This window comes from Leifsonia xyli subsp. xyli str. CTCB07 (assembly GCF_000007665.1).
GTDB classification, from domain to species: Bacteria; Actinomycetota; Actinomycetes; order Actinomycetales; family Microbacteriaceae; genus Leifsonia; species Leifsonia xyli_C.
The window spans coordinates 1,610,614-1,634,778 of record NC_006087.1 but is presented as its reverse complement, the minus strand read 5'-3'; the positions used below and the strand labels follow the sequence as shown (position 1 = coordinate 1,634,778).

Annotated in this window: 25 protein-coding genes and 1 pseudogene; 17 read left to right on the top strand and 9 right to left on the bottom strand. The window is 70.0% G+C overall.

Features of this window, described 5'->3' with window-relative positions; genetic code table 11:
- Window positions 1-5: 5 nt before the first annotated feature.
- Together LXX_RS07810 and LXX_RS07805 are read right to left on the bottom strand one after the other, a co-directional pair.
- The gene (locus LXX_RS07810) at window positions 6-449 is read right to left on the bottom strand and encodes a hypothetical protein (RefSeq protein ID WP_041767612.1); all 444 of its coding nucleotides are present in this window, start codon (window positions 447-449) and stop codon (window positions 6-8) included.
- Window positions 450-493: 44 nt separating this feature from the next.
- Window positions 494-2,858: pseudogene (locus tag LXX_RS07805) on the bottom strand (ATP-dependent DNA ligase).
- Between the two features lie 63 nt (window positions 2,859-2,921).
- Between LXX_RS07805 and LXX_RS07800 the strand changes: the two are divergent.
- On the top strand, window positions 2,922-3,800 hold the full coding sequence (locus LXX_RS07800) for a Ku protein (protein ID WP_011186363.1): 879 nt from the start codon (window positions 2,922-2,924) through the stop codon (window positions 3,798-3,800).
- A 206-nt stretch (window positions 3,801-4,006) separates the two neighbouring features.
- Window positions 4,007-4,918, top strand: a complete 912-nt coding sequence (locus LXX_RS07795) for a sigma-70 family RNA polymerase sigma factor (RefSeq protein WP_041767611.1) — start codon at window positions 4,007-4,009, stop codon at window positions 4,916-4,918.
- A gap of 62 nt (window positions 4,919-4,980) precedes the next feature.
- Here the strand turns inward: LXX_RS07795 and LXX_RS07790 are convergent, their stop codons facing one another.
- Window positions 4,981-5,166: a hypothetical protein gene (locus LXX_RS07790; RefSeq protein ID WP_041767610.1), complete on the bottom strand. Its 186-nt coding sequence runs from the start codon at window positions 5,164-5,166 to the stop codon at window positions 4,981-4,983.
- A gap of 73 nt (window positions 5,167-5,239) precedes the next feature.
- Window positions 5,240-5,578 (bottom strand): hypothetical protein, encoded by a 339-nt coding sequence (locus LXX_RS07785; RefSeq protein WP_011186361.1) that lies wholly within the window; start codon window positions 5,576-5,578, stop codon window positions 5,240-5,242.
- A gap of 108 nt (window positions 5,579-5,686) precedes the next feature.
- On the opposite strand from LXX_RS07785, the gene LXX_RS07780 reads away from it, so the two are divergent.
- The gene (locus LXX_RS07780; protein ID WP_011186360.1) at window positions 5,687-7,177 is read left to right on the top strand and encodes an SDR family oxidoreductase; all 1,491 of its coding nucleotides are present in this window, start codon (window positions 5,687-5,689) and stop codon (window positions 7,175-7,177) included.
- Here LXX_RS07780 and LXX_RS07775 read toward each other — a convergent pair.
- Window positions 7,152-7,652, bottom strand: a complete 501-nt coding sequence (locus LXX_RS07775) for a MarR family winged helix-turn-helix transcriptional regulator (protein WP_141692906.1) — start codon at window positions 7,650-7,652, stop codon at window positions 7,152-7,154. The two genes, LXX_RS07780 and LXX_RS07775, sit on opposite strands and share 26 nt — an antisense overlap.
- Window positions 7,653-7,727: 75 nt before the next feature.
- Between LXX_RS07775 and LXX_RS07770 the strand changes: the two genes are divergently transcribed.
- The 6 genes from LXX_RS07770 to LXX_RS07745 are packed head-to-tail and all read left to right on the top strand — an operon-like array spanning window position 7,728 to window position 12,834.
- Complete coding sequence (locus LXX_RS07770; protein ID WP_011186358.1) at window positions 7,728-8,843, top strand: polyprenyl synthetase family protein; 1,116 nt, start codon at window positions 7,728-7,730, stop codon at window positions 8,841-8,843.
- A complete protein-coding gene (locus LXX_RS07765; protein ID WP_011186357.1) occupies window positions 8,840-9,736 on the top strand; it encodes a phytoene/squalene synthase family protein in 897 nt (298 codons plus the stop codon). Before LXX_RS07770 ends, LXX_RS07765 begins: the two co-directional genes overlap by 4 nt.
- The gene (crtI, locus tag LXX_RS07760; RefSeq protein ID WP_011186356.1) at window positions 9,733-11,322 is read left to right on the top strand and encodes a phytoene desaturase family protein; all 1,590 of its coding nucleotides are present in this window, start codon (window positions 9,733-9,735) and stop codon (window positions 11,320-11,322) included. Before LXX_RS07765 ends, crtI begins: the two co-directional genes overlap by 4 nt.
- Window positions 11,319-11,642, top strand: a complete 324-nt coding sequence (locus LXX_RS07755) for a lycopene cyclase domain-containing protein (protein WP_011186355.1) — start codon at window positions 11,319-11,321, stop codon at window positions 11,640-11,642. Before crtI ends, LXX_RS07755 begins: the two co-directional genes overlap by 4 nt.
- Complete coding sequence (locus LXX_RS07750) at window positions 11,639-11,962, top strand: lycopene cyclase domain-containing protein (protein ID WP_011186354.1); 324 nt, start codon at window positions 11,639-11,641, stop codon at window positions 11,960-11,962. Before LXX_RS07755 ends, LXX_RS07750 begins: the two co-directional genes overlap by 4 nt.
- On the top strand, window positions 11,959-12,834 hold the full coding sequence (locus tag LXX_RS07745) for a prenyltransferase (RefSeq protein WP_011186353.1): 876 nt from the start codon (window positions 11,959-11,961) through the stop codon (window positions 12,832-12,834). Before LXX_RS07750 ends, LXX_RS07745 begins: the two co-directional genes overlap by 4 nt.
- A 58-nt stretch (window positions 12,835-12,892) precedes the next feature.
- Here LXX_RS07745 and LXX_RS07740 read toward each other — a convergent pair whose 3' ends face one another.
- Window positions 12,893-13,273 (bottom strand): glyoxalase superfamily protein, encoded by a 381-nt coding sequence (locus LXX_RS07740; RefSeq protein ID WP_011186352.1) that lies wholly within the window; start codon window positions 13,271-13,273, stop codon window positions 12,893-12,895.
- A 127-nt stretch (window positions 13,274-13,400) separates the two neighbouring features.
- Between LXX_RS07740 and LXX_RS07735 the strand changes: the two genes are divergently transcribed.
- Complete coding sequence (locus LXX_RS07735) at window positions 13,401-14,345, top strand: DnaJ domain-containing protein (protein ID WP_011186351.1); 945 nt, start codon at window positions 13,401-13,403, stop codon at window positions 14,343-14,345.
- 10 nt (window positions 14,346-14,355) lie between these two features.
- On the opposite strand, the gene LXX_RS07730 is transcribed toward LXX_RS07735, so the two are convergent.
- Both LXX_RS07730 and LXX_RS07725 read right to left on the bottom strand, forming a co-directional pair.
- Entirely contained in the window at window positions 14,356-14,697 is a 342-nt protein-coding gene (locus tag LXX_RS07730) for an RNA-binding S4 domain-containing protein (protein ID WP_223227617.1), read from the bottom strand.
- A gap of 1 nt (window position 14,698) precedes the next feature.
- On the bottom strand, window positions 14,699-15,181 hold the full coding sequence (locus LXX_RS07725) for a hypothetical protein (protein ID WP_041767609.1): 483 nt from the start codon (window positions 15,179-15,181) through the stop codon (window positions 14,699-14,701).
- Window positions 15,182-15,250: 69 nt separating this feature from the next.
- Between LXX_RS07725 and LXX_RS07720 the strand changes: the two genes are divergently transcribed.
- The 5 genes from LXX_RS07720 (at window position 15,251) to LXX_RS07700 (ending at window position 18,383) form a co-directional block, all read left to right on the top strand.
- The gene (locus LXX_RS07720; protein WP_041767608.1) at window positions 15,251-15,748 is read left to right on the top strand and encodes a hypothetical protein; all 498 of its coding nucleotides are present in this window, start codon (window positions 15,251-15,253) and stop codon (window positions 15,746-15,748) included.
- Between the two features lie 126 nt (window positions 15,749-15,874).
- The gene (locus tag LXX_RS07715) at window positions 15,875-16,504 is read left to right on the top strand and encodes a CDP-alcohol phosphatidyltransferase family protein (RefSeq protein ID WP_011186348.1); all 630 of its coding nucleotides are present in this window, start codon (window positions 15,875-15,877) and stop codon (window positions 16,502-16,504) included.
- Window positions 16,497-17,012 (top strand): FHA domain-containing protein, encoded by a 516-nt coding sequence (locus tag LXX_RS07710; protein WP_370558445.1) that lies wholly within the window; start codon window positions 16,497-16,499, stop codon window positions 17,010-17,012. The genes LXX_RS07715 and LXX_RS07710 overlap by 8 nt, the downstream gene beginning before the upstream one ends.
- Window positions 17,012-17,704 carry a transcriptional regulator FtsR gene (locus tag LXX_RS07705; protein WP_011186346.1) on the top strand — a complete coding sequence of 231 codons (693 nt, stop codon included), beginning with the start codon at window positions 17,012-17,014 and terminating at the stop codon, window positions 17,702-17,704. The genes LXX_RS07710 and LXX_RS07705 overlap by 1 nt, the downstream gene beginning before the upstream one ends.
- 127 nt (window positions 17,705-17,831) lie before the next feature.
- On the top strand, window positions 17,832-18,383 hold the full coding sequence (locus LXX_RS07700) for a MerR family transcriptional regulator (RefSeq protein WP_041767607.1): 552 nt from the start codon (window positions 17,832-17,834) through the stop codon (window positions 18,381-18,383).
- 105 nt (window positions 18,384-18,488) lie between these two features.
- Here the strand turns inward: LXX_RS07700 and LXX_RS07695 are convergent, their stop codons facing one another.
- The gene (locus tag LXX_RS07695; protein ID WP_041768365.1) at window positions 18,489-19,298 is read right to left on the bottom strand and encodes a ParA family protein; all 810 of its coding nucleotides are present in this window, start codon (window positions 19,296-19,298) and stop codon (window positions 18,489-18,491) included.
- 80 nt (window positions 19,299-19,378) lie between these two features.
- Between LXX_RS07695 and LXX_RS07690 the strand changes: the two genes are divergently transcribed.
- Together LXX_RS07690 and LXX_RS07685 are read left to right on the top strand one after the other, a co-directional pair.
- Window positions 19,379-22,783 carry a pyruvate carboxylase gene (locus LXX_RS07690; protein WP_011186343.1) on the top strand — a complete coding sequence of 1,135 codons (3,405 nt, stop codon included), beginning with the start codon at window positions 19,379-19,381 and terminating at the stop codon, window positions 22,781-22,783.
- 58 nt (window positions 22,784-22,841) lie between these two features.
- On the top strand, window positions 22,842-24,152 hold the full coding sequence (locus LXX_RS07685) for a MinD/ParA family ATP-binding protein (protein ID WP_011186342.1): 1,311 nt from the start codon (window positions 22,842-22,844) through the stop codon (window positions 24,150-24,152).
- Window positions 24,153-24,165: the final 13 nt, after the last annotated feature.

Here is a 24,165-nt window from a genome sequence, read left to right as displayed (position 1 = left end):
CGGCTTCAGAAGCGCGGCTTCGTGCTGAGCGCCACGGCTACGGTGGAGAACACGACGCCCGCGAGCATGACGGTGATGGTGGCCGCCTGCATCACGACCTGCCAGAACGGGGCAGACGGGGTGATGGAGACCCAGAGCCAGAGGATCGCGCCGATCAGCGTGATCACGTAGCTGAAGGTCCCGCGTGCGTACAGCGCGTTCAGCGCGACGACGATGCCCGCGACGGATGTCTGGAACAGCGGCAGCGCCGAGTCCGGGTAGCCGCTCCAGGTGGCGATCAGGCTCCAGACGGCGAACGCCAGCGTGACCAGGACCACGAGGGTCGCCAGCAGGTTCCCGACCGCTGTGGGAAGACTCGCGCTGAGGCTCCGGACGAGGCCGCCGTGCTCTTCGTCGGTGACGGCCGGTTCGGCGGTGGACGTGGTCTGTGCGGTTAGGTGCGTGCTCACGAGGACGATCCTACTGCTGCGCGCGGCCCGCCGGGACGTGGCCGTCACCCCTCCCGCACCACCTCGTCTGCGCTCTTGTCCGCGCGCAGTCCCCGCCACGACGGTTGCCGCAGCCGGCCCGTGCCCGTCCACTCCGCGAACTCGACTTCGCCGACGAGGTCGGGACGCACCCAGTGGACTGCGCGCGTGTCCGCGGCCGGGACGCCGTCCAGCGGCGACGTCTTGCGCGGGCGGGACGCGAGGCGCGCGGCGAGGTCGTTCAGCGTCCTGTCGGTGAACCCCGTGCCGACTTTGCCCACGTAGCGAAGTCTGTCCCCGTCCGGGACGCCCAGGAGGAGCGCGCCGAGCGTGTTCGCGCGGCGGCCGGTCCCGGACGTCCAGCCGCCGATGACGACCTCTTGCGTGCTGTGGTGCTTGATCTTGATCCAGCTGCGGGAGCGGCGGCCGTCGGCATAGGGGGAGTCGCGCTGTTTGGCCACCACCCCTTCGAGGCCGAGTTCGCGGGAGGAGGCGATGGCGTGCTCCAGGTCGCCGGCGAAGGCAAACGGCACTTGGATGGCGTCGCCGGGCGGCGGGCGCAGCGCTCGATCGAGGGCGCACCGTGGAGGTCGTACTCCTCACGGCGCAGGTCGTCGCCGTCGAACTCCAGGAGATCGAAGGCGAAGTAGTGTGCGGGCGCGCGCTGGGCCGCGGCTTCCACCTCGGGCGGGCGGGTCAGGCCCATCCGGGTCTGGATCAGCCCGAAGTCGGGCCGGCCTTGCCCGCTGAGGGCGACGATCTCGCCGTCGACGATCAGGTCGTGTCCGCCGGCCAGTCCGGCGAGCCCGGCGAGGTCCGGATAGGCGCCGGTGATGTCGTTGCCGTTCCGGGTGGTGAGGCGGAGCCGGCCGTCACGGACGGCGGCCAGGGCGCGGATGCCGTCCCACTTCATCTCGAACGCCCACTCGGCCTCGTCGCGCACATCGCGTGCGGAGCCGAGCGTGGCGAGCATGGGGGAGACCGGCTTCGGCTGTTCCCGCTTCATCAGGTGGATCAGCCAGTTCTTCCCGTTCCCCTCCCCGTCCCGGCCGGTCCGGATGAGGGCGAACGTCCGCGGCTCGCCGCCGAGACCGCCATCGGGCTGTCCGCTGAGCGTCGCGATCACCTCGTCGTCGCGCCATTTCTCGAGTGTGTACTAGCCGTGGTCCCAGATGCTGACGTGCCCAGCCCCGTACTCGCCCTTCGGGATGTCTCCGGCGAACGTCCCGTACTCGAGCGGGTGGTCCTCGACATGCACGGCGAGGTGGTTCCGCCGCGGGTCGGTCGTCGGGCCCTTCGGCAGCGCCCAGCTGACGAGCACACTGGCGCGCTGAAGGCGGAAGTCCCAGTGCAGCCGGCGGGCGTGGTGCTCCTGGATGACGAACGAGCGGCCGTCCGCCGCGTCCGGACGAGCCTCGGGGACCGGCTCGGGCGTCTTGGCCGCATTCCGCATCGACCGGTAGGCGCGGAGGCGGTCGGAGCCCGCTGCGGTGGCGTCCCCGTCCGACAGACGCGCGAGCGGGTCGCCGTGCCGCCGCACGCGCGCCAGCACCTCCGTGTAGTCGAGCTGCCGCAGCTCTTTCGACGCGAGTTCGCGCCAGGTGCGCGGCGCTGCGACCGTGGGCCGGAAGCGTCCGCGCAGCGAGTACGGGCGATCGTCGTCTTCGCGCCGTTGTTCTGGCTCCAGTCCACGAACACCTTGCCGGCCCGCAGCGCTCTCTTCATGCCGCTCACGACGAGGTCGGGATGGTCGGCCTCCAGCGCTCGCGCCAGCTCGTGCGCCACCGCCGAGATCCGCTCGCTCGTCTGCGATCCGTCCAGCGGCGCGTACAGGTGAATGCCCTTCGATCCGCTGGTCACCGGGAACGGATCGAGCCCCATGCCGGCCAGGATGGCGCGCGCCAGACGCGCGACTTCGGCGCAGTCGGCGAGGGTGACGCCCTCGCCCGGGTCGAGGTCGAGCACGAGACGGTCCGGGTTTTGCCTCTGGTCTCCGCGGCCCACCCGCCACTGTGGCACATGCAGCTCGAGTGCGGCGATCTGCGCGAGCCAGACGAGGGTGGCCCGGTCGTTCGCCAGCGGGTAGATGTTCTGGCTTGCCTTGTGCGCGATCGTCCGCTGGGCCACCCAGGACGGCGTGGATCTCGCGTCCAGGTTCTTCTGGAAGAACGCCTCACCGGAACGCTGCGGCGTCCCGGTCCCATGCACCCAGCGCTTGCGGGTCGCGATGCGGTCGCGGACGTGTGGGATCATCGCCTCGGCGATGGCGTTGTAGTACCCGATGACATCGGCTTTCGTGGTCCCGGTCTCGGGGTACAGTACTTTTTCGAGGTTGGTGAGCGTCAGCCGGCGACCGTCGATCGAGACGGTCTCGGTGTCCTCGGCGGCCATACGCTCACGGTACCCTCCGATTGCCCGTTGATAATCGCCGGATTCGCGGCCACCATGTTCGCAATGAGGGCCATTTGGACAGGCGCCATCACCTTCGGGCTGGTCAATGTGCCGGTGAAGGTCTACAGCGCGACGGAGGACCACGATGTCCCCCTTCAACCGCTACACGCCGCTGACGGTGGGCGCATCCGGTATCAGCGGCGGTGCGAGATCGACGGGAAGGTCATCCCGTACGAGGACATCGCCAGGGCGTACGACGACGGCGAGCGGATGGTCGTTCTCACGCCGGAGGACCTGGCATCGCTCCCCGCGGAGCGCAGCCGGGAGATCGACGTGGTGGAGTTCGTGCCAGACGAGCAGCTCGACCCGCTCACGTTCGATCGCAGCTACTATCTGGAGCCTGACTCCCGCTCGGTCAAAGCCTATGCGCTGCTGCGGACGACGCTCGAGGACGGGTGCCGCACCGCGATCGTCACCGTCGCACTCCGGCAGAAGACCCGCCTGGGCGCGCTCCGCGTCCGTGGGAATCTCCTCGTGCTGCAGACGCTGCTCTGGCACGACGAGATCAGGGCGGCAGCGTTCCCGTCGCTGGAGACGGTCCCGCCGATCACCGAGCGCGAGCTGGCTCTCTCGTCGGCGCTGATGGAGAGCTTCGCGGGCGACTTCCAGCCGGAGACGTTCGCGGACGAGTACCAGGAGGAACTGCGGAAGCTCATCGCCGCGAAGATCGAGCAGGGCGAGAGCGTGGACGTCGCCGAGACGTTCGGCGAGGGAGCCGCCCCGGCGGGCGGCGGCGCGGTCATCGACCTGATGGAGGCCCTCCAGCGCAGCGTCGAGCGCAGCGGGGGGAAGGCAGCGTCGGCGTTCCCGGCCGCCGAGAAGGCGCCGGCCGGGAAGAACGCGGCCACGGCCTCCGCGAAGAAGGCGAGGAAGCTCGCATGACCCGGTTGCGCATCCGTTCCCTCGTCATCCCCCTGCCGGGGCGGAGGTGTGGATGTCGCCGGATGCCGGAATCGGCTCTGCGGGAGGTGCTCGGTTAGCGAGCCTCCAGTCACCTGTCAACCCCTTGTCGGGACGCGAGGCGATCTGCTTACCGTTGATAAACGAATCGGGGCAGAAGACTGCTGTACGACGTGAGGGGTGACACGATGACGGTGCTCGAAGTGACGAATGATCCGGTCCGCGACTACCTCAATTCGATTGGACGGACATGGCTGCTGACCGCGGAAGATGAGGTCTCGCTCGCCAAGCGGATCGAAGTCGGCGTCCTCGCGGGGGAGCGTCTCGCCACACGGCCGGGGCTCTCTCCTCGGGAGAAGCGCGAACTGCACGTTCTCTCCGACGACGGCAAGCGCGCTTTCGAGCGGTTCATCGAGGCCAATCTGCGCCTGGTCGTCAGCATCGCGAAACGCTACGCCGGACGCGGGCTGGCCGTGATGGACCTCATCCAGGAGGGCAACCTGGGCCTGGTGCGCGCGGTCGAGAAGTTCGACTACCGCACTGGGAACAAGTTCTCCACTTATGCGACCTGGTGGATTCGTCAGTCCATCCTGCGTGGCATCGCCGACACGGCTCGTGTGATCCGCATCCCCGTTCACACCGTGGAGAAGATCGACAAGCTGGACCGCATTCGCCGCGACCTCGGCGGCGAGCTGGGCCGGACGCCCACCCTGGAAGAGATCGCGGATGCCGCCAGCCTGACCCCGGCTGAAGTCCACAAGCTGCAGATGAGCGATTCGGAGACCGTTTCGCTCGCTGTCCCGGTCGGGGAGAACGAGGGCGCCGAACTCGGCGATCTCATCGAGGACGGCGACGCCCCCGGCCCCTCCGAGCGCGTCGAGGTCGAGTTCCGTCACCGGGACCTGGAGGAGCGCCTGCGTGAGCTGCCGCTGCGCGACGCCAAAGTGGTGCGTATGCGCTTCGGCCTCGACGGGCGCAAGCCGATGACTCTGGACGAGGTTGGCGCAGTCTACGGCATCACCCGCGAGCGCGTCCGTCAGCTGGAGACCCGCAGCCTGAAGCGGTTGCGCTCCCCGGAACTGCTCGAATACCTGCGGTGACCCGCGTGGAAGAGCAGGCCCCGGGTGCTGTGCCGGCGTCCGGCGTCGCTTCTGCGCGGCGGTCAGCCGAGGGCGGGATTCTCGTGCTCGGCCGCGGCCTGGTCGAACGGGATGTCGCCAGGCCGCTCCCCGGGCGCCGCCTGTTCCGCGCCGGGTGCGGCGTGAGTGTGCGGTGCGGCGTCAGCGGGGGAGGCGGACGGCTCCGCCATCGCTGCGGCCGGGACCGGCTCTTCTGCTCCTGCGGTCATGGCGTGCCTCGCTTCCTGCCATGATTTCGCCCAACACTAGGCTTAATCGCGCGGCGGTTCAAGGCCGCCGGCGTCAGCGTCCGGTAGGGGGGTCCGCGTTGACTTCGTCGGCTCCCAGCGTCCCGATCTCTTCGGTGAGCTGGAGACCCTGCGCGCTGTTCGACGACACGGTGAGGGCCTCGAGCCAGGCTTTGTTGATGCTGGGCTGCCGGCCTCCGCTGTACCGGAAGAGCAGCGGGATGGCCGGGTCGACCCAGATGGCGCTCCGGCCGTCGCCGACGCTCTGCTCGTCCCGCCAGGAGAAGAAGCCCTCCTTGCGGCGCAGCTTCAGTCCGATCACGATCTGGAGGTGCGCGAGGACGCGGTCCTCGAAGCCGATCTCCAGGGTTCCCGCGTAAATGAGCTTGCCCATGCGCAAACGGTACCCGACTCCCGATCGAATGCATGTATTGGGTTCATTCGGTCCAGCCCGGGGCCCGGCGGTTCGTCAGGCCGGGCTCGCCGGGCGTATGGTCGCCGCATGACTCCGCAGCGCGCGCTCGTGACCGGCGCCACCGGCTACATCGGCGGCCGGCTCGTCCCCCGGCTCCTCGAACAGGGGTGCGCCGTCCGGGTCCTCGTGCGCTCACCGCAGAAGCTCACCGATGTGCCCTGGGCGCACCAGGTCGAGGTCGTCCCCGGTGACCTCGGCGATCCCGCTTCCGTCGCCGCAGCGATGCGCGATGTGGATGTCGTCCACTACCTCGTGCATGCCCTGCGCGCCCGTGGCGATTTTGAGGCCGAGGAGTCCGCCGTCGCCCGGATCGTCGCGGACGCCGCGCGCGCCGCCGCCGTCCGCCGGATCGTCTACCTCGGCGCTCTGCACCCCGAGGGCCCGCTCTCGCGCCACCTGCGCTCGCGGGTGGAGGTGGGCCGCATCCTGCTCGGGTCCGGCGTGCCGACGGCGGTGCTGCAAGCCGGTGTCGTGATCGGCTCGGGCTCGGCATCGTTCGAGATGATCCGGCACCTGACCGAGGTGCTGCCCTACATGCCCGCGCCGCGCTGGGTGCGCAACCGCATCCAGCCGATCGCGGTGCGCGATGTGCTGCACTATCTGTCCGCCGCCGCCGAACTGCCACCGGAGGTCTCGCGCGCTTTCGACATTGGCGGCCCCGACATCCTGCGCTACGGCCAGATGATGAACGGCTACGCGGTCGAGGCCGGACTGCCCCAGCGTCCGATCGCCGCGCTTCCGGTGTTCACCCCCTGGCTCGCTTCGCAGTGGGTGAACCTCGTGACGCCCATCCCGCGGAGCCTCGCCGTTCCGATCATCGAGTCCTTGCAGTGTGACTGCGTCGCCCGGGAGCGCGACATCGACGAGGTCATCCCCCCGCCCGCCGGCGGTCTGACCGGCTACCGCCGCGCTGTGCGTCTCGCCCTCGGCCGGATGCGCGCCGGGACTGTCGAGACCAGCTGGCAGGATGCGTCGATCGCTGGCGCCCCCAGCGACCCGCTCCCGAGCGACCCGGACTGGGCGGGCCACACGGTCTTCGCTGATCTGCGCGAGCGCGACAGTGCGGCCTCCCCGGAGAGCGTCTGGCGGGTGATCGAGGGGATTGGCGGCGATCGCGGGTGGTACTCCTTCCCACTGGCCTGGGCGCTGCGCGGCTGGATGGACAAACTCGCCGGGGGAGTGGGCCTGCGGCGCGGGCGCCGGGACGCCGACCGGCTCCAGACCGGCGATGCCCTCGACTGGTGGCGCGTCGAGCGTCTGGAGCGCGGTTCGCACCTGCGCCTGCGCGCGGAGATGCGGGTTCCCGGCCGCGCCTGGCTAGAACTCAGTGTCGAGCCGCGGGAAGGCGGCTCGCGCTACCGTCAGCGCGCGGTCTTTTTCCCGCGGGGGCTCGCCGGCCGACTCTACTGGCTGGCGATCCTTTCCTTCCACGGCATCATCTTCAGCGGGATGGCGAACCGCATCGTTGTGGAGGCGGAACACCCCGCTGTGGTCACTTCGGCAGAGGGGCGGCGATGAGCGCGGTGGCGGCGAGGTCGTCGAGGAAGCGCGTGACGATCTCGCGCTCCTCCGGCTGGAGCGATCGTGCGATCTCGACGCGTCGCGCGTGCTCCGCGCACATCCTCTCGCTCACCTGCCGGTGTGTCTCCGGGGCGATCTCCACCGTCACGGCTCGGCGATCGGTCGGATGCGGCTTCCGCCCGACGTGGCCGGCTCGCTCCAGACGGTCGAGGAGTTTGGTGGTGGACGCGGTGGAGATGTGGAGGTGTTCGGCCAGCGCTCCCGCGGTGACCGCCACCTCCGCGTTCATTGACGCGATGATGTACCGGAGCGCTTTCATATCGTTCTCGTTGACCCGGAGCGCGCTGCGGGTTTCCCGGCTCAGCCGCTGTTCGGCCTCCTGCCACTGGCGGATCGCCCCGAGCAGCCGCACGATCCGGGAGAGTTCCTCGTCGGCGAGGTCGTTGTGCCGGGCATCGTCCTTCGAGGGCATGCGCACATCCTAATTCCCGTCGGTGAGAAGCATGCTACGTTATTTTCTACTGTGGCTAGGTACAGGGAGGCGCCCATGACGCAGCTGCACTCCGCGACGACCCACGCTCCCACACCGCCGTCCGATCCGCAGGCATCGGGCCTTGACGCCGACCTCGTCGCTGTCGATGCCGCGCTCGCCGTTTTCTTCGCTGAGCGCTCGGCCGCCGCCGGTGACTTCGGCCACGCCTACCGGCGGCTCTGGGAGAGCGCTCGCGACGCGGCGGAGGGCGGCAAGCGGCTGCGTCCCCGGTTCCTGCTGAGCGCCTTCCACGGCCTCGGCGCTCCCGATGATCGGCGTGAGGACGCGATCCGCACGGCGGTGGCGTTCGAACTCCTGCACACCGCCTTTCTGCTGCACGACGACCTCATCGACGGCGACACGGTCCGCCGTGGACGCCCGAACGTCGCTGGCGAGTTCAGCGCCGACGCCCTGTTTCGCGGAGCCGATGCGCCCCTTGCGACGGTCTGGGGCGAATCGGCCGCTCTCCTCGCCGGTGATCTGCTGCTGCACGCGGCCAGCGACCAGCTCGCGCGTCTCGACGCGCCGGCCGGTGTCCGCTCCCGGCTCCTGGACGCCCTGGACCGCGCGGTGTTCGTCACGGCCGCCGGAGAGCTCGCGGATGTCGGGCTCGCCACCGGGATGACGGCCCGCGGCATCCCGGATGTGCTCGCCATGACCGAGCATAAGACGGCCGCCTACTCGGTCTCGGGCCCCCTCACCGCCGGTGCGCTCCTCGCCGGGGCGAGCGACGGGCTTCTCGACGTCCTGGCCCACTACGGCCGTCTGGTCGGCGCCGCCTTCCAGCTCGGCGACGACCTGCTCGGCGTGTTCGGCCGGCCGGCTGTCACGGGCAAGAGCATCGTCAGCGACCTGCGCGAAGGGAAGGAGACCTCCCTCATCGCCTTCGCGCGCGGAACGGCGGTCTGGCCTGAGCTGGCCGTCGCGCTCGGCCGCCGCGATCTGGACGCCGTGGCGGCCGTCCGGTTCGCCTCCCTGCTCCAGGAGTGCGGCGCCCGCGGCTTCGTCGAGCGGCTCCTCGCAGAGAACGTCGACGCCGCCATCGCCGCGGTCGGCTCCCCGGCGGTCCCCGCCGCGCTCGCCTCGGAGCTCACCGCCGTCGCCCGCAGCTGCGTCGGGAGGATCGTATGACCCGCACCGAGACCGCCGCCGCGGCGGGGCCGCCGACCGATCTGGCGCTCTACACGCGGGCTGCGCACGAATCCGCGGCCACGATCATCCACCAGTACTCGACTTCCTTCGGGATGGTGACGCGCCTGCTCGCGCCGAGGGTCCGCCCCCGAGTCGAAGATGTGTACGCACTGGTCCGCATCGCGGACGAGATCGTGGACGGCGCTGCCGCTGAGGCCGGTCTCGACCTCGCCGACCAGCGCGCCCTGCTCGATGCCCTCGAAGCCGACACCGAGCGCGCGATGCGCACCGGCTACAGTGCCAACCTCGTCGTCCACTCGTTCGCGGCCACCGCCCGGGACAGCGGGATCGGGGTGGCGCTGACCCGGCCGTTCTTCGCCTCCATGCGCCGCGACCTCAGTCTGGTCGATTTCACCGCCGATGAGCTGCGCGAGTACGTGTACGGCTCGGCCGAGGTGGTCGGTTTGATGTGCCTCGCCGTCTTCCTGACCGATTCGCCCGTCGCCGACGACCGGCGGCGGCGGCTGGAGGCGGGCGCGCGCCGACTGGGCGCGGCCTTCCAGAAGATCAACTTCCTCCGCGACCTCGCCGCGGACTATGCCGGGCTCGGCCGCAGCTACTTCCCGGGAATCGACCCCGCCCGCCTCACCGAGCGGCAGAAACTCGCCCTGGTCGTGGACATCGACGGCGACCTTGGGGCCGCGGCCGACGCCATCGCGGAGCTGCCGGGCAACTGCCGGCGCGCCATCGTTGCCGCGCACGCACTGTTCTCCGAACTGAGCGACCGCATCCGTGCGACGCCGGCCCGCGATCTGATCGTGCGGCGTGTGAGCGTGCCCATGCGCACCAAGCTCGCCATTCTGCTCCGCGCGACAGCGGGGATCCTCCGGTGACCGCTCCCCGCGCGGTCGTCATCGGCGGTGGCATCGCGGGCCTCGCGACCGCCGCGCTCCTCGCGCGCGACGGGCGCCCGGTCACTCTGCTCGAGCAGCACGGGACGCTCGGCGGTCGCGCCGGACGGTGGGAGACGGCCGGCTTCCGCTTCGACACCGGCCCGTCCTGGTATCTCATGCCGGAGGTCTTCGACCACTTCTTCCGTCTGCTCGGCACCTCGGCCGCGGAACAGCTCGATCTCGTGACGCTGGACCCGGGCTATCGCGTCTTCGCCGAGGACGGCCGGCGTCCGCTCGACATCCGCGCCGCGGGAGCCGCCAACCGAGCCCTGTTCGAGAGCGTCGAGTCGGGCGCCGGGGCCGCGCTCGACCGCTATCTCGCCGGGGCGCGCGAAACCTACGGGCTCGCCGTCGACCGTTTCCTCTACAGTACGTTCGCCTCCATCCGGCCCCTGCTGAGCCGTGAGGTGCTGGCCCGAACCGGCCGGCTCGCCCGCCTTCTGCTCGAACCGCTCGACCGCTACGCGGCCCGCTGCGTCCGCGACACCGTGCTCCGCCAGATCCTTGGCTACCCCGCCGTCTTCCTCGGCACCTCGCCGGACCGCGCCCCGAGCTTGTACCACCTCATGAGCCACCTCGACCTGGATGACGGCGTCCGCTACCCCGTCGGCGGGTTCGCCACGCTCATCGACCGCATCGTCGCGTTCGCCCGGGCCGCTGGGGCCGAGCTCGTGACGGACGCGCGAGTCACCGGTATACGCACCGGTGTGGGCGGCCGGCGCGCGAGTGCCTTCGGTGTGGACTGGGTGGACGCCGAGGGCCGTTCCCGGCACAAACATGCCGACATCGTGGTCTCCGCCGTCGACCGCCGCCACACCGAAACACAGCTTCTCCCGCCGGCGCTGCGCAGCTCCGACCGGGAGTGGAAGCGTCGCGACCCCGGACCGGGCGCGGTCCTGGCGATGCTCGGCGTCCGCGGCGAGCTGCCGCAGCTGACCCACCACAACCTCTTCTTCACCACCGATTGGGAAGCGAACTTCGAGCGCGTCTTCGGCGCCGATCGCGGCGTCCCGGACCCAGCCTCGCTCTATGTCTGCAAGCCGAGCGCGACCGATCCGGGGGTTGCGCCGCCCGGGCACGAGAACCTCTTCGTCCTCGTCCCGGTGCCCGCGGACACCTCGATCGGCTCGGGCGGCATCGACGGCGGCGGGGACCGGCTGGTCGAACGCACCGCGGATGCGGCGATCGCTCAGGTCGCCGCCTGGGCGGGCATCCCCGACCTTGCCGACCGGGTCGTCGTGCGCCGCACAGTGGGGCCCGGGGACTTCGCCGCCGCCGTCAACGCCTGGAGCGGCGGTGCCCTCGGCCCCGCCCACACGCTGCGGCAGAGCGCCTTCCTCCGCCCAGGCAACGCCTCGCGCCGGGTCCGCGGGCTGTTCTTCGCCGGCGCGACCACGATTCCGGGCATCGGCCTGCCGATGTGCCTCATCAGCGCCGAGCTCGCCGTCAAGCGCCTCCGTGGCGACACGTCCGCTGGTCCGCTGGCCGAGCCGCTGGCGCCCGCGCGGGTGGGACCGGTGCCGTGAGCGTCGTCTACCTCGCTTGTCTGCTGGCCGCGCTGGCCGCGATGGTCCTGCTCGATGTCCGGTTCGGCCTCGTGTTCTGGCGGGCCGGCCCCTGGGCCGTCCTGGTCCTCGTCCTCGGTGTCCTCTTCTTCCTCGCCTGGGATGTCGCGGGCATCGTCCTCGGCGTGTTCGCCCGCGGCGAGTCCCGCTTCATGACCGGCGCCGAACTCGCCCCCGAACTCCCGGTCGAGGAAGTGTTCTTCCTCGCGTTCCTCTGCTATCTCACCCTGATTCTGCTGTTCGGGACGCGCGCCCTCCTCGAGCGCCGGAGCCCGGGATGACATACGTCCTGCTCAGCCTGGTCTTCCTGGCCGTGGCGGCGATCGTGCTCTTCTTCGCGCTCGCGACCGCTCCCGATCGCCGGGGCCTGCTGCGCCGCTGGGCCGCGCCGGTCGCTGTCGCCGGTGTCGCGCTGGTGGTCCTCACGGCGGTTTTCGACAACCTGATGATCGCCGCCGGGCTGGTGACCTACGCCGATGCCACCCTGTCCGGTCTCCGCCTCGGCTCCGTCCCGATCGAAGATTTCGCCTATCCGCTGGCCGGCCTGCTCCTGCTGCCCGCCCTGTGGCTGCTCCTGCGCCCGCTGGGGGATCGCACATGATCGTCACCGCACCGCCGCTCTTCCGCCAGCTGTTCCTCGCCTCCCGGCCGCTCAGCTGGATCAACACCGCCTACCCGTTCGCCGCCGCCTACCTTCTCACGGCACGCGAGGCGGATATCGTCTTCATCGTCGGCACGCTCTTCTTCCTCGTCCCGTACAACCTCACGATGTACGGGGTGAACGACGTCTTCGACTACGCCTCCGATCTGCGCAATCCGCGGAAGGGCGGCGTCGAAGGCGCTCTGCTCGACCCGGGGACGCACCGCAGGACGCTCGTCGCGGCGGCGGCCACGAGCCTTCCCTTCCTCGTCTTCCTGGCGCTCGCCGGTCCGCCGCTCTCCTGGGCGGTGCTCGCGGGCAGTCTGTTCTTCGTGCTGGCGTACTCGGTCAGGGGCCTGCGCTTCAAAAAAGTGCCCTTTCTCGACTCGGCGACCTCAAGCATCCACTTCGTCAGCCCCGCGCTGTACGGCCTGGTGCTCGCCGGAGCGACCTTCACCCCGGGGCTCTGGCTGGTGCTCTTCGCCTTCTTCCTGTGGGGCGTCGGCAGCCACGCGTTCGGCGCGGTTCAGGATGTGGCACCGGATCGCGAGGCCGGCATCGCCTCGGTCGCCACCGTCCTCGGCGCCGCCCGCACCGTCCGGTTCGCGATCGCGGCCTGGGCGCTCGCTGCGCTCGCCGCTCTCGCTATCCCGTGGCCCGGCCCGCTCGTCGCCATGCTGGCGCTCCCGTACATCACGGTCGCCGCTCCGTTCTGGTCCGTTCCGGACGACCGCGCGAGCGCCGCCAACCGAGGCTGGCTGCGCTTCCTCGGGATCAACTACGCGTGCGGCTGCCTGCTCACCCTGCTGTTGATCGGGTACGCGCTCCGCTGATCGGGACGCGCTCAGCTCCGGGTAGTGCCCAGGGACGCCGGGACGGACCTCTCCCCGCCTAGGGACGTGGCGGCAGCTCCTGCAGGCTCCAGCGGTTGCCGTCCGGATCGGCGAACATCACGAAGCGCCCCCAGTCGAAATCGGCGACGCCCTGCGCGTCCACGCCCTTCTCCCGGAGGTGCGCGAGCGCAGCGTCGGCGTCCGGCACCACGATCTGGAGTCCCGTCATCGTTCCCGGGACCATATCGGTGAGCCCCTCGCCGAACGCGATCGAGCATGCCGACCCGGGCGGGGTGACCTGCACGAACCGGAGCGAGTCGGAGACGCGCTGATCGTGGTCCGCTTCCCAGCCGAGCGTGTCGGCGTAGAACGCCTTCGCCGTGTCGGTGTCGCTGACGGGGAGGATGATCAGCTCGATACGCCAGTCGGCGATCGCCATGATGGCTGCCTTTCGTTCGGTGCTTCTGGTTTCCTGCACTCCCCACGCTAAGGCTTCAGTCCCGTCACATGCTGCGCTCATCGAAAGTGAAGCGAATTCGCGGAACCGCACGCTAGTCTCGAAGGCCATGAGCGACAGTCCCGCCGCGCCAAGCCCCTACGACATCCTCGGAGTCAGTGCGGCCGTGAGCCAGGAAGACCTGCGCCGGGCCTACCGGCGGCTTGCGCGCGAGACCCACCCGGACACGGGCGGGACCGCCGCCCGGTTCCAGGCCGTTCAGGCCGCCTGGGAGCTGGTCGGCGACCCCGATTCGCGCGCCCGCTACGACCGCGGTGAGAGTCTCGTCGTGGGCGCCGTCTCCGGCGAGTCAGCTGCCGGCGGGTTCAGTGCCACCATGCATCCCACCCGTTCCGCCGACCGCGGCGGAACCGTGCGCGCCCGCAGCTACGGCCATCCCGGCGGACAGTCCCGCGAACGTTTCCTCGCCCTCATGCGGGAGTGGATGGGGCTCGGCAGCGACGCCGACCCGTACGATCCGGGTCTGGTGCGCTCGGCGCCGCGCGAGATCCGCCGGCTGCTGGCCGCCGCCCTCGCCGAGGAGGCCACCGCCCGGGCCGTCTCCAGTCTCGGAATCGGCTTCACCCTCTGGAGCGATGTCGCCGTCCATCCCGGCTCCGATGCCAAGCTGGACCACATCGTCCTCGGCCCCGTCGGTCTCTTCGCCATCTGTTCCGCGGATTGGGGAAGTGAGGTCAGGCTCGCGAAGGGCGAACTCGTCGGCTCCGGCCTCCCGCGCGACGAGCGGCCGTTCCACGACCTCGCTCGCGCCGCCAAGTCTTTCGGCCGTCAGGCGGGTCTCCGCTTCACCGGTCATCTCGTCGTCGTCCCGGACGACGCCCTCGCCGTGCCGTTCGACCTGGTCCCGCGTGGCCGTCTCGCCGGTTCGCTCGTCGTCCGCCGCTCGGTCCTGCCGGCGATCCTCCGCGACGGCGCGAACGCCGCAGGCCGCGAGAGCGTCGACCGTGCGTTCGAGCTGCGCCCGCGGCTGCAGGAGGCCGTGCGTTTCGTCTAGGTGCGCCGGGTCAGCGGCTTCGGTGTGTGCAGGACGCACTGGTGGCTGAGGAGGGAGACATCGGCTCGCCGCCCCGCTCGCCCCTCAGCGCCCCCGCAGCTGTTCCAGCATCCGCCGCCACGGCTGCGCCGACGCGCTTCACGATCAGCCGCCTCGCGATGTAGACCTTCTCCGACCCGCCCGCGAGGGCGCGGATCTCGTCGCCCACCTTCACCGGCTGCGCGGGCTTTGCCCGATCGCCGTTGACTTTCAGGTGCCCGGCTTTGCAGGCGTCCGAGGCCGATGAGCGCGTCTTGAACAGCCGCACGGCCCACGTCCAGGAGTCGACGCGCACACTCGCGGGACCGGCCACCTCAGACCCCTGCACCGGCTGTCGCCTCCGCTTCGGCTTCCGCTTCCGCAGCGAGGTCGCTCTTCCACTTCACCAGGATCCTGACAGTTCGGCTGCGATCCCCGGAGAGCGTCGCCATCACGTCCGCCGGGACGAAGTAGTTGACGGCGACCCAGCCGCGCACTGTCTCCGAGCTGTCGTCGGCGAGGTGGCGCAGAATGCCGCACGGCGTGACCTCGTTCTTCGCCACACAGCCGCGCACGCCCTCGTCGGGATCGTCCGCGAGCGCTGCGAGGAGATCCTCGGGCGTGTTGTGGCTGGAGGCCACCGCCTCGCGGATCTTCGGGTTCGTGTCCGTCGCCAGCAGTCGTAGCCGCTGGATCTTGCTCTCGGTCACCGCGGGAGCCGGGTGGAGCGCCACCGCCTCCTCGGCTGTCAGCAGCGCTGGCCGGTGCTCTCGCATCGCCTGGCGCTGGGCAGGGGTGTTGAACCGGATGCACGACATGCCTCCACCGTACGCTCTGTCCATCGAAAGAAGGAGGCCTTCCCGCCACCGGCGGGTTACCGTGAAGGCATGGCACCCTTCCTCAGCCGTCTCGACCGCATAGCGGGCGGCCGGTACGCGGGCTACACCGTCCCGGCCGCCGGCCGGGAGCACCCGCGCACCCGGCGCGCGTTCGCCGTCATCGGCTGGCTCCTCGCAGCCGAACTCCTGCTCGGCGCCGCCGCGGTCGCGGTCGCGGTCGCGGTCGACCTGAACGGCGTGTCTGTCCCGTTCGCGGTGTGGACGCGCTCCCTCGTCGTCCTTGGAATGACGCTCACTCTCTTCTACTTCGCCGGGCGCGCCCAGAAAGGGTACTACTGGGCGTACTCGCGCCTGCGCCTCTTCTCCAAGATCTTCCCGGTCGTCACGCTGGTCATCGCCGCGATCCCCGGCCTGTACCCGCTCTGGATGGTGACGGAGCAGATCGTGTTCAGCCTCATCCTGATCGGCGTCGCCGACTACCTCGACACCGACCACATGCGCTCGGCCTTCCCCAAGCCAGCACGGCCGGCTGCGACGGCGCCGTGACCGTCCCGGCGCTGCGGGGGCGATCGGGGAGTCCTGGCGCTGGTCCGCATCCTCCCGGTGGCCCGACAGTGAGACCCTCTCGGTGACGCATCCGGGGACGCCCGCCCCGTTCAGTAGAGTGGACTCGTGGATGGAGTCGGCGCGATCAGCTCGCGCGTGTGGACGATCCCGAACGCCCTCAGTTTCTTCCGGCTCGCGCTCGTTCCGGTTTTCCTGGCCTTCGTGATCGCGGGCCACGACGCCCTCGCGCTCCTCGTCCTCGTCGTGTCGAGCCTCACCGACTTCCTCGACGGCTGGCTCGCCCGCCGCGTCGATCAGGTCTCCCGGCTCGGCCAGCTGCTCGATCCGGCCGCCGACCGGCTCTACATCTTCGCCGCCCTGATCGGGCTGGCCTGGCGTGACATCGTCCCGTGGTGGCTCGTCGCCGTCATCGTCCTCCGGGATGTCATGCTCGCGGTCCTCGGCGTCATCCTCGCGAACCACGGCTACGGTCCGCTCCCGGTGCGCCACCTCGGCAAGGTCGCCACGTTCTGCCTGTTCTGGGCGCTCCCGCTGCTCATGCTCGGTGAGGCGTTCACGCTCCTTGCGCCCTCCTCGCTCCCCCTCGGCTGGGCTTTCGCACTCTGGGGCGCCTTCCTCTACTGGTGGGCGGGCATCGCCTACCTTCGGGAAACCGCCCGCGTCATCCGTCTTCCGGCCGATGACAGCGGCGCTCGATCCGATACGCTGGATGGGAAGGAGGCTGACGGTGCCTGACGAGAGCTATCCCCACGGTTCGGACAACACGCCGGAGCGCGACGCCACGAACAACCCTCTGCGTGATTCCACGTCGGGGAACGAAGAGACCACGGCTCGCTTCGGCGATGATTTCGCGTCGAAGATGTACGCGCTCGACGGGGAGATCTCGCCGGAAGAGCAGGAAGCGATCGCGGCGCTCCCCTCGGGCTCCGCGCTGCTCATCGTGCGCCGCGGCCCCAACGCCGGGGCTCGCTTCCTCCTCGACGCCGATGTGACGAGCGCCGGCCGTCACCCGAACGCCGAGATCTTCCTCGACGATGTGACCGTCTCGCGACGGCATGCGGAGTTCACGCGCCGGGGGACCGCCTTCGAAGTCCGCGACCTCGGTTCGCTGAACGGCACGTACTACGACGGCGTCCGCATCGAGAGCGCCTTCCTGGCCGACTCGGCCGAGGTGCAGATCGGTAAGTTCCGGCTTACGTTCTACGCCTCCCGCCACGATCTCGTCGCCTCGGCGAGCGGCTAGTGGCCCGGTCAGCAGCGCGGTTCCCGGCCGCCGCGCCCGCCCTGCTCTCGATCGGCCAGGTGCTCGCGCAGCTGACGCCGGACTTCCCCGAACTCTCCTCCTCCAAGCTGCGCTTCCTAGAGGAACGCGGACTGGTCTCGCCCGCTCGCACCCCCTCCGGGTACCGTAAGTTCTCCCCGGCGGATCTCGAACGGCTGCGAAGAGTGCTCGCGATGCAGCGCGACCACTATCTCCCGCTCAAGGTCATCAAGCAGTACCTCGCCGACCTCGACGCGGGCAAGAATCCACCGGCGCCGGGCGCTTCGGCCGGTGCCTCCATGCTTCCCGCCGGCCGGCGCTTCCACCGCGACGAGTTGCTGCGGGAGGCCGGGGCCACACCCGAACTGCTGCAGGAGGCGGTGAGCGCTTCGCTCATCGCGCCCGCCGAATTCTACGGTGAGGACGCCCTGGTCGTTCTGCGCGCTCTGGCCGAACTCGCGAGCACCGGGATCGGACCGCGGCACCTGCGCGGATTCCGTACGGCGGCTGAGCGTGAGGTGGGCCTGATCGAGACCGCTCTGGTGCCGATCGCGCGCCGGAGGGACGTCACCGCGAAGGCCAGGACGGCCGAACTCGCGCGTGAGATCGCGGATCACCTGGACACCGTGCGAGCCAGCATCATCCGCGCTTCCCTGGAACGCCTCCGCCCTTGACGATCCGCCTCGCTCGACACGCCGACGGTGAATGGCCGGATGTCGTTGCCCGGGAAGCGGGGGATCGATACCGTGGATGAAGCGCCCCAGTGATCGGGTGCGATCATCATCGGGAGAGGCGGGCACCATGAGTGAAGCGAATCGTGACAGCGACGCCGCCCGATACGACCTGGGTCTGCTGTTCACCGACGGCCTTCCCGAACTCGACGACACCGGTGGCTACCGCGGCGCCGTCGCCGCCCGCGCCTCCGGCATCTCCTATCGCCAGCTCGACTACTGGGCCCGCACCGGACTGGTCGAGCCGACCGTGCGCGGCGCCGCCGGCTCTGGCTCGCAGCGTCTCTACGGCTTCCGCGACATCCTGGTTCTGAAACTCGTCAAGCGTCTGCTCGACACGGGGATCTCGCTCCAGCAGATCCGCACCGCTGTGAATCAGCTCCGCGAGGCTGGCGTCAGCGATCTGGCGCAGACCACCCTCATGAGCGATGGCGCCAGTGTCTACCTCTGCACCTCCAGCGACGAGGTCATCGACCTCGTCAGCCGTGGCCAGGGCGTCTTCGGCATCGCCGTGGGCAAGGTGCTCCGCGAGGTCGAGTCCTCCCTCGTCGAACTCGACACCCAAACCGATTCCCTCGACGAGCTCGCCGCCCGTCGCGCCGCCAAATCCAAAGCCTCCTAATCCCTTCTGAGGCCGAGCTCCAGCCCCGTCTGCCGCGCCCTCTCTTCTCCTCCTCGCCCTCCCGGGCGTCATCCTCCGCTTCGGTCGCGGGGAGGGACGATGGGGTCAGCTGCCAGCGGTGGCGTACTCGCCGATGCGGGCGGTGCGGAGGACCCGCTCGAGGAGCAGGTCGAAGTTGCGGGCCATCTCCTGAGCGCTCTCTCCGGGCCAGATATGGAGGGGCTTGGCCGCTCCCTGGGCCTGTTGCAGAGAGGTGCGCTCGGGGAGCTGAGGCGAGAGCACCAGCGGGCCGAACATGTCGCGCAGCTCCTTGATCCGGAACTGGTGCTCCAGCGACTGCACCCGGGTGCGGTTCACGATGATGCCGAGGGGCTGGAGGCGCGGCGAGAGCCCGCGGCGGATCTCCTCGATCGCGCGCAGCGCACGGTCGGCGGCGGCGACCGAGAACAGGCCCGGCTCGGTGACGACGGCCACCCGGTCGCTGGCGGCCCAGGCGGTGCGGGTCAGTGCGTTGAGGGACGGGGCGCAGTCGATGAGCACGAGATCGTAGTCGTGCTCGACGTTGGCGAGCGCCTCCTCCAGCTTCCAGATGTCGCGGATGCTGGGGTTCGGGCCGTCGAAGTTGATGGCGGACGGGCTGCCGATCATGAGGTCGATTTTGCCCGCGCAGCCCCTGGCCCAGCCCGAGGGCGCGATCGCCGCGCGCACGATCTTCTCCTTGGGAGAGGCGAGCACATCGGCCACGTCCAGATGACCGGCGATCTGGATGTCCATCCCCGTCGAGACATCGGATTGCGGGTCGAGGTCGACGACCAGCGTCCGCAGACCTTTCGCGAACGCCGCCGAGACCAGACCGAGCGTTACCGTGGTCTTTCCGACACCGCCCTTGAGGGAGCTAACGCTGAGTACGTGCACGACAGCCACGTTACCTTCACTAGTCTTGGACTACCTAACCGTTTGCTGTGTGGTGCGGACTCTTGTTCGAAAGGCTCCCCATGTTCCGTAAGATCCTCGTTGCCAATCGCGGTGAAATCGCCATCCGGGCCTTCCGGGCCGCCTATGAGCTGGGCGCTCAGACGGTGGCCGTCTTCCCGTATGAGGACCGTGACTCGATGCACCGTCTGAAGGCGGACGAAGCGTACCAGATCGGTGAGTCGGGTCATCCGGTGCGTGCGTACCTGGATGTGCAGGAGATCATCCGTGTCGCCAGGGAGTCGGGGGCGGACGCGATCTACCCGGGCTACGGTTTCCTCTCCGAGAACCCCGAGCTGGCCGAGGCCGCCCGCGCGGCGGGCATCGCGTTCATCGGCCCGCGCGCCGAGGTGCTGGAGATGGCCGGCAACAAGGTGACGGCGAAGGAGCACGCGATCGCCGCGGGCGTCCCGGTGCTGAAGTCGACCCCGCCGTCGAAAGACATCGACGCCCTCCTCGCCCAGGCCGACGAGATCGGCTTCCCCCTCTTCGCCAAGGCCGTCGCCGGCGGCGGCGGCCGCGGGATGCGCCGCGTCGCCGCCCAGGAGGAGCTGCGCTCTGCTCTCGACGAGGCCATGCGCGAGGCGGACAGCGCCTTCGGTGACCCGACGATGTTTCTTGAGCAGGCCGTGCTGCGCCCCCGCCATATCGAGGTTCAGATTCTGGCCGACGGCGGTGGCGAGACGATGCACCTCTTCGAGCGCGACTGCTCGGTGCAGCGCCGCCACCAGAAGGTGGTGGAGATCGCACCCGCGCCGAACCTCTCCGACGAGATCCGCCAGTCGCTCTACCGCGACGCGATCGCCTTCGCGCGCTCCATCGTCTACGAGAACGCGGGCACCGTCGAGTTCCTGCTCGACACCGCGGGGGAGCGTGCCGGTCAGCATGTGTTCATCGAGATGAACCCGCGCATCCAGGTGGAGCACACGGTCACCGAGGAGATCACCGACGTCGACCTCGTGCAGTCGCAGATCCGCATCGCCGCGGGCGAGACCCTCGCCGATCTCGGCCTCAGTCAGGACAGTGTCCAGATGCGCGGCGCGGCCCTCCAGTGCCGCATCACGACCGAGGACCCGACCGCGAACTTCCGTCCGGACACCGGCAAGATCACGACGTACCGTTCGCCGGGCGGGGCCGGCATCCGCCTCGACGGAGGGGCGATCAACCCGGGCGCCCAGATCAGCCCGCACTTCGACTCCATGCTGGCCAAGCTCATCACGCGCGGTCGCGACTTCCCTGCCGCTGTGTTGCGCGCCCGGCGTGCGCTGGCCGAGTTCCGCGTGCGCGGTGTCGCTACGAACATCCCGTTCCTCCAGACGGTCATGGAGGACCCGGACTTCATCGCGGGCGACGTCTCCACCTCGTTCATCGAGGAGCGTCCCGAGCTGTTCAAGGGCCGGGCCTCCAAGGACCGCGGCACCAAGGCGCTCAACTGGCTCGCCGACGTCACGGTCAACCAGCCGAACGGCGCGCGCCCCGAGACCGCCGACCCCCTCGACAAGCTGCCCCGCCTCGACCTGAGCCTTCCGGCGCCCGCGGGCTCCCGGCAGCGGCTACTGGAGCTCGGCCCGGCAGGGTTCGCCGGGGCGCTGCGGGCCCAGACCGCCCTCGCGGTCACCGAGACCACCTTCCGCGACGCCCATCAGTCCCTGCTCGCGACCCGCGTGCGCACCAAGGACCTCCTCGCCGTCGCCCCGTATGTCGCGCGCATGACGCCCGAGCTGCTCTCCGTGGAGGCGTGGGGCGGCGCGACCTACGACGTCGCGCTCCGCTTCCTGGGCGAAGACCCGTGGGAGCGTCTCGCCGCCCTTCGCGAGGCGCTGCCGAACGTGAACATCCAGATGCTGTTGCGCGGCCGCAACACTGTCGGCTACACGCCGTACCCGACCCCGGTGACCGACGCCTTCGTGCGGGAGGCCGCGGCGACCGGCGTGGACATCTTCCGCATCTTCGACGCGCTCAACGACGTCTCGCAGATGCGCCCGGCGATCGAATCGGTGCTGGCCACCGGCTCCGCTGTCGCCGAGGTCGCCGTCTGCTACACCGGCGACCTGCTCGACCCGGCCGAGGACCTCTACACCCTCGACTACTATCTGCGGCTCGCCGAGCGGATCGTGGACTCGGGCGCGCACATCCTGGGGATCAAAGACATGGCGGGCCTGCTGCGCCCGGCGGCGGCCGAGAAGCTCGTCGCCGCATTCCGGGAGCGCTTCGAGCTGCCGGTGCATGTCCACACGCACGACACTCCGGGCGGCCAGCTCGGAACGCTCCTGGCCGCCGCGCGGGCCGGGGCGGACGCGGTGGATGTCGCCAGCGCGCCGATGGCGGGCACGACCAGCCAGCCGAGCGCGTCCGCCCTGGTCGCTGCGCTCGCGCACACCGAGCGCGACACCGGCGTCTCTCTCACGGCCGTCCAGGACCTCGAACCGTATTGGGAGGCGGTGCGTCACGTCTACCGCCCGTTCGAGTCCGGGCTCCCCGGGCCCACGGGCCGGGTCTACAAGCACGAGATCCCCGGCGGTCAGCTCTCCAATTTGCGCCAGCAGGCCAAGGCCCTCGGCCTCGCGGAGGACTTCGAGCTGGTGGAGGACATGTACGCCGCGGCCAACCGCATCCTCGGCCGCATCCCCAAGGTCACGCCGTCGTCCAAGGTCGTCGGCGACCTCGCGCTGCACCTCGCGGCCGTGCGGGCCGACCCGCAGGACTTCGCGGAGAACCCCCAGAACTACGATATCCCGGACTCGGTGGTCGGCTTCATGGCGGGCGAACTGGGCGAGCTGCCCGGCGGCTGGCCGGAGCCGTTCCGCACCAAGGTGCTGGCGGGCAAGACTGTCAAGGTCGGTGTGGAGGAGCTGTCCGCCGCCGACGCGCGGGCGCTGGAGGGCTCCAGCGAGGAGCGCCGCGCGACCCTCAACCGTTTGCTCTTCCCCGCCCCCACGCGGATCCACGAGCAGATGCGCGAGCTGTTCGGCGATCTGTCGGTGGTGGATTCGCTCGACTACCTCTACGGGCTGCGGCAGGGCTCCGAGCACGTCATCGAGTTCAGCAAGGGCGTGCGCCTGTACATCGGCCTGGAAGCCATCGGCGAAGCCGACGAGAAGGGCATGCGCACGGTTATGACGACCCTCAACGGCCAGCTACGGCCGGTGTTCGTCCGCGACCGCAGCATCGTCGTGGAGGCGAAGGCGGCGGAGAAGGCGGACACGGCCAAGCCGGGCCAGGTCGCCGCGCCTTTCTCCGGCGTGGTGACGCTGCACGTCGCCGTCGGTGACTCCGTCGCGGCGGGGCAGGCGGTCGCGTCCATTGAGGCCATGAAGATGGAAGCGGCCATCACCGCTCCGGTCGCCGGTGTTGTGGAGCGGCTCGCTATCCCGAAGACCCAGCAAGTGGATGCGGGTGATCTGCTCGTGGTCGTCACTCCGCTCTGAGCCCTGTACCGGTAAACTGTGGCAGTCGCCTCCTGTGGGCGGCAGAAGGAGACCATCCGTGGCAGACAAGCCGGACGAACCCGAGCGCGGCGCTCTCGCGCCGGCGGAGGACGAGGAGCTGACGGTCAGCGCCCCGGAGACGCTGAGCATCGCCCTCGACCTTCCGCCGATCGTGCCGAGGGAGATCCCCGAAGACGAGGCGGCTGTCGCGATCGACGAGGTTCCCGTCGACCCCGGGTTCGTGCAGTCGCCCACCGAGCCCACCACGACCTCCGTTGCGATCCTGGCATCGCGTCTGGACGGCCGTCCGGCTGCGGGCGACCTCGCGGGGGGCGAGGGGGAGCACACCCCGTCTCACGAGGTGCTGCGGCAGGAATCCTTCGCGCAGTCCCGGCGCGACCGGCTGCGCGGCGAGCACTCTCCGCAGCCGGAACCGGCCACGATGCTGACCGCCGACCGCCTGCTCGAAGTGAACCGCAAGACCCGGCCGGGACCGGAGGGCGTCTGGCAGAGTTTCGTCTACGCGGCGACCTTCCGCTCCGTGAACCTCGGAGACTCCGCCCGGGTGCGGGCGCGCAAGGAGCTCGACAACCGCATCCAGAAGCAGTTCGAGGGGGGCACCCGGTTCGTCCCGGTGCTGACCCGCAAGGGGGGCGTCGGCAAGACGACCGTGACGACTCTGCTCGGGATGGCGCTGGCGGACGCCCGCGAGGACAGGGTCATCGCGCTCGACGCCAACCCCGACCGCGGCACGCTCTCCGAGCGTGTTCCCAAGCAGACGCGGGCGACTGTCCGCGATGTTGTCCACAAGGCGGCGAGCATTTCCGGTTTCACCGATTTCTCCGCCCTGGTCTCGCGCGATGAGACACGGCTCGATGTGCTCGCCTCGGACACGGACCCGATGTTGTCCGAGGCGTTCGACGAGAACGATTACAATGTGGTCGCCGACCTGGCGGCACGGTACTACTCGATCGTGCTGACCGACTGCGGCACCGGCATCGTCCACTCGGTCATGCGGGCGACCCTCCAGCGCGCCGACTCGCTCGTGATCGTCTCCGGCGGAAGCGTGGATGAGGCGCGGCTCGCCTCCGAGACGCTGACCTGGCTGGAGGCGAACGGCTACGGCGACCTCGTCACCAACGCCGTCGTCGCTCTGAACACGGCCACCCAGGGAACGAACCTGGTGAAGCTGGAGGAGATCGAGTCGCACTTCCGTTCGCGCGTCCGTGAGATCGTCCGCATGCCGTACGACTCGCAGCTGGCCGCCGGCTCGGTCGTGTCGTGGAAAGACCTCAAACCCCTTACCAAGCTCTCGGCCCGCACGCTCGCCGCGCTGGTGGTCGAGGGTCTGCCGTCCGAGCGGGACTGAGCGGCGCGCAGCC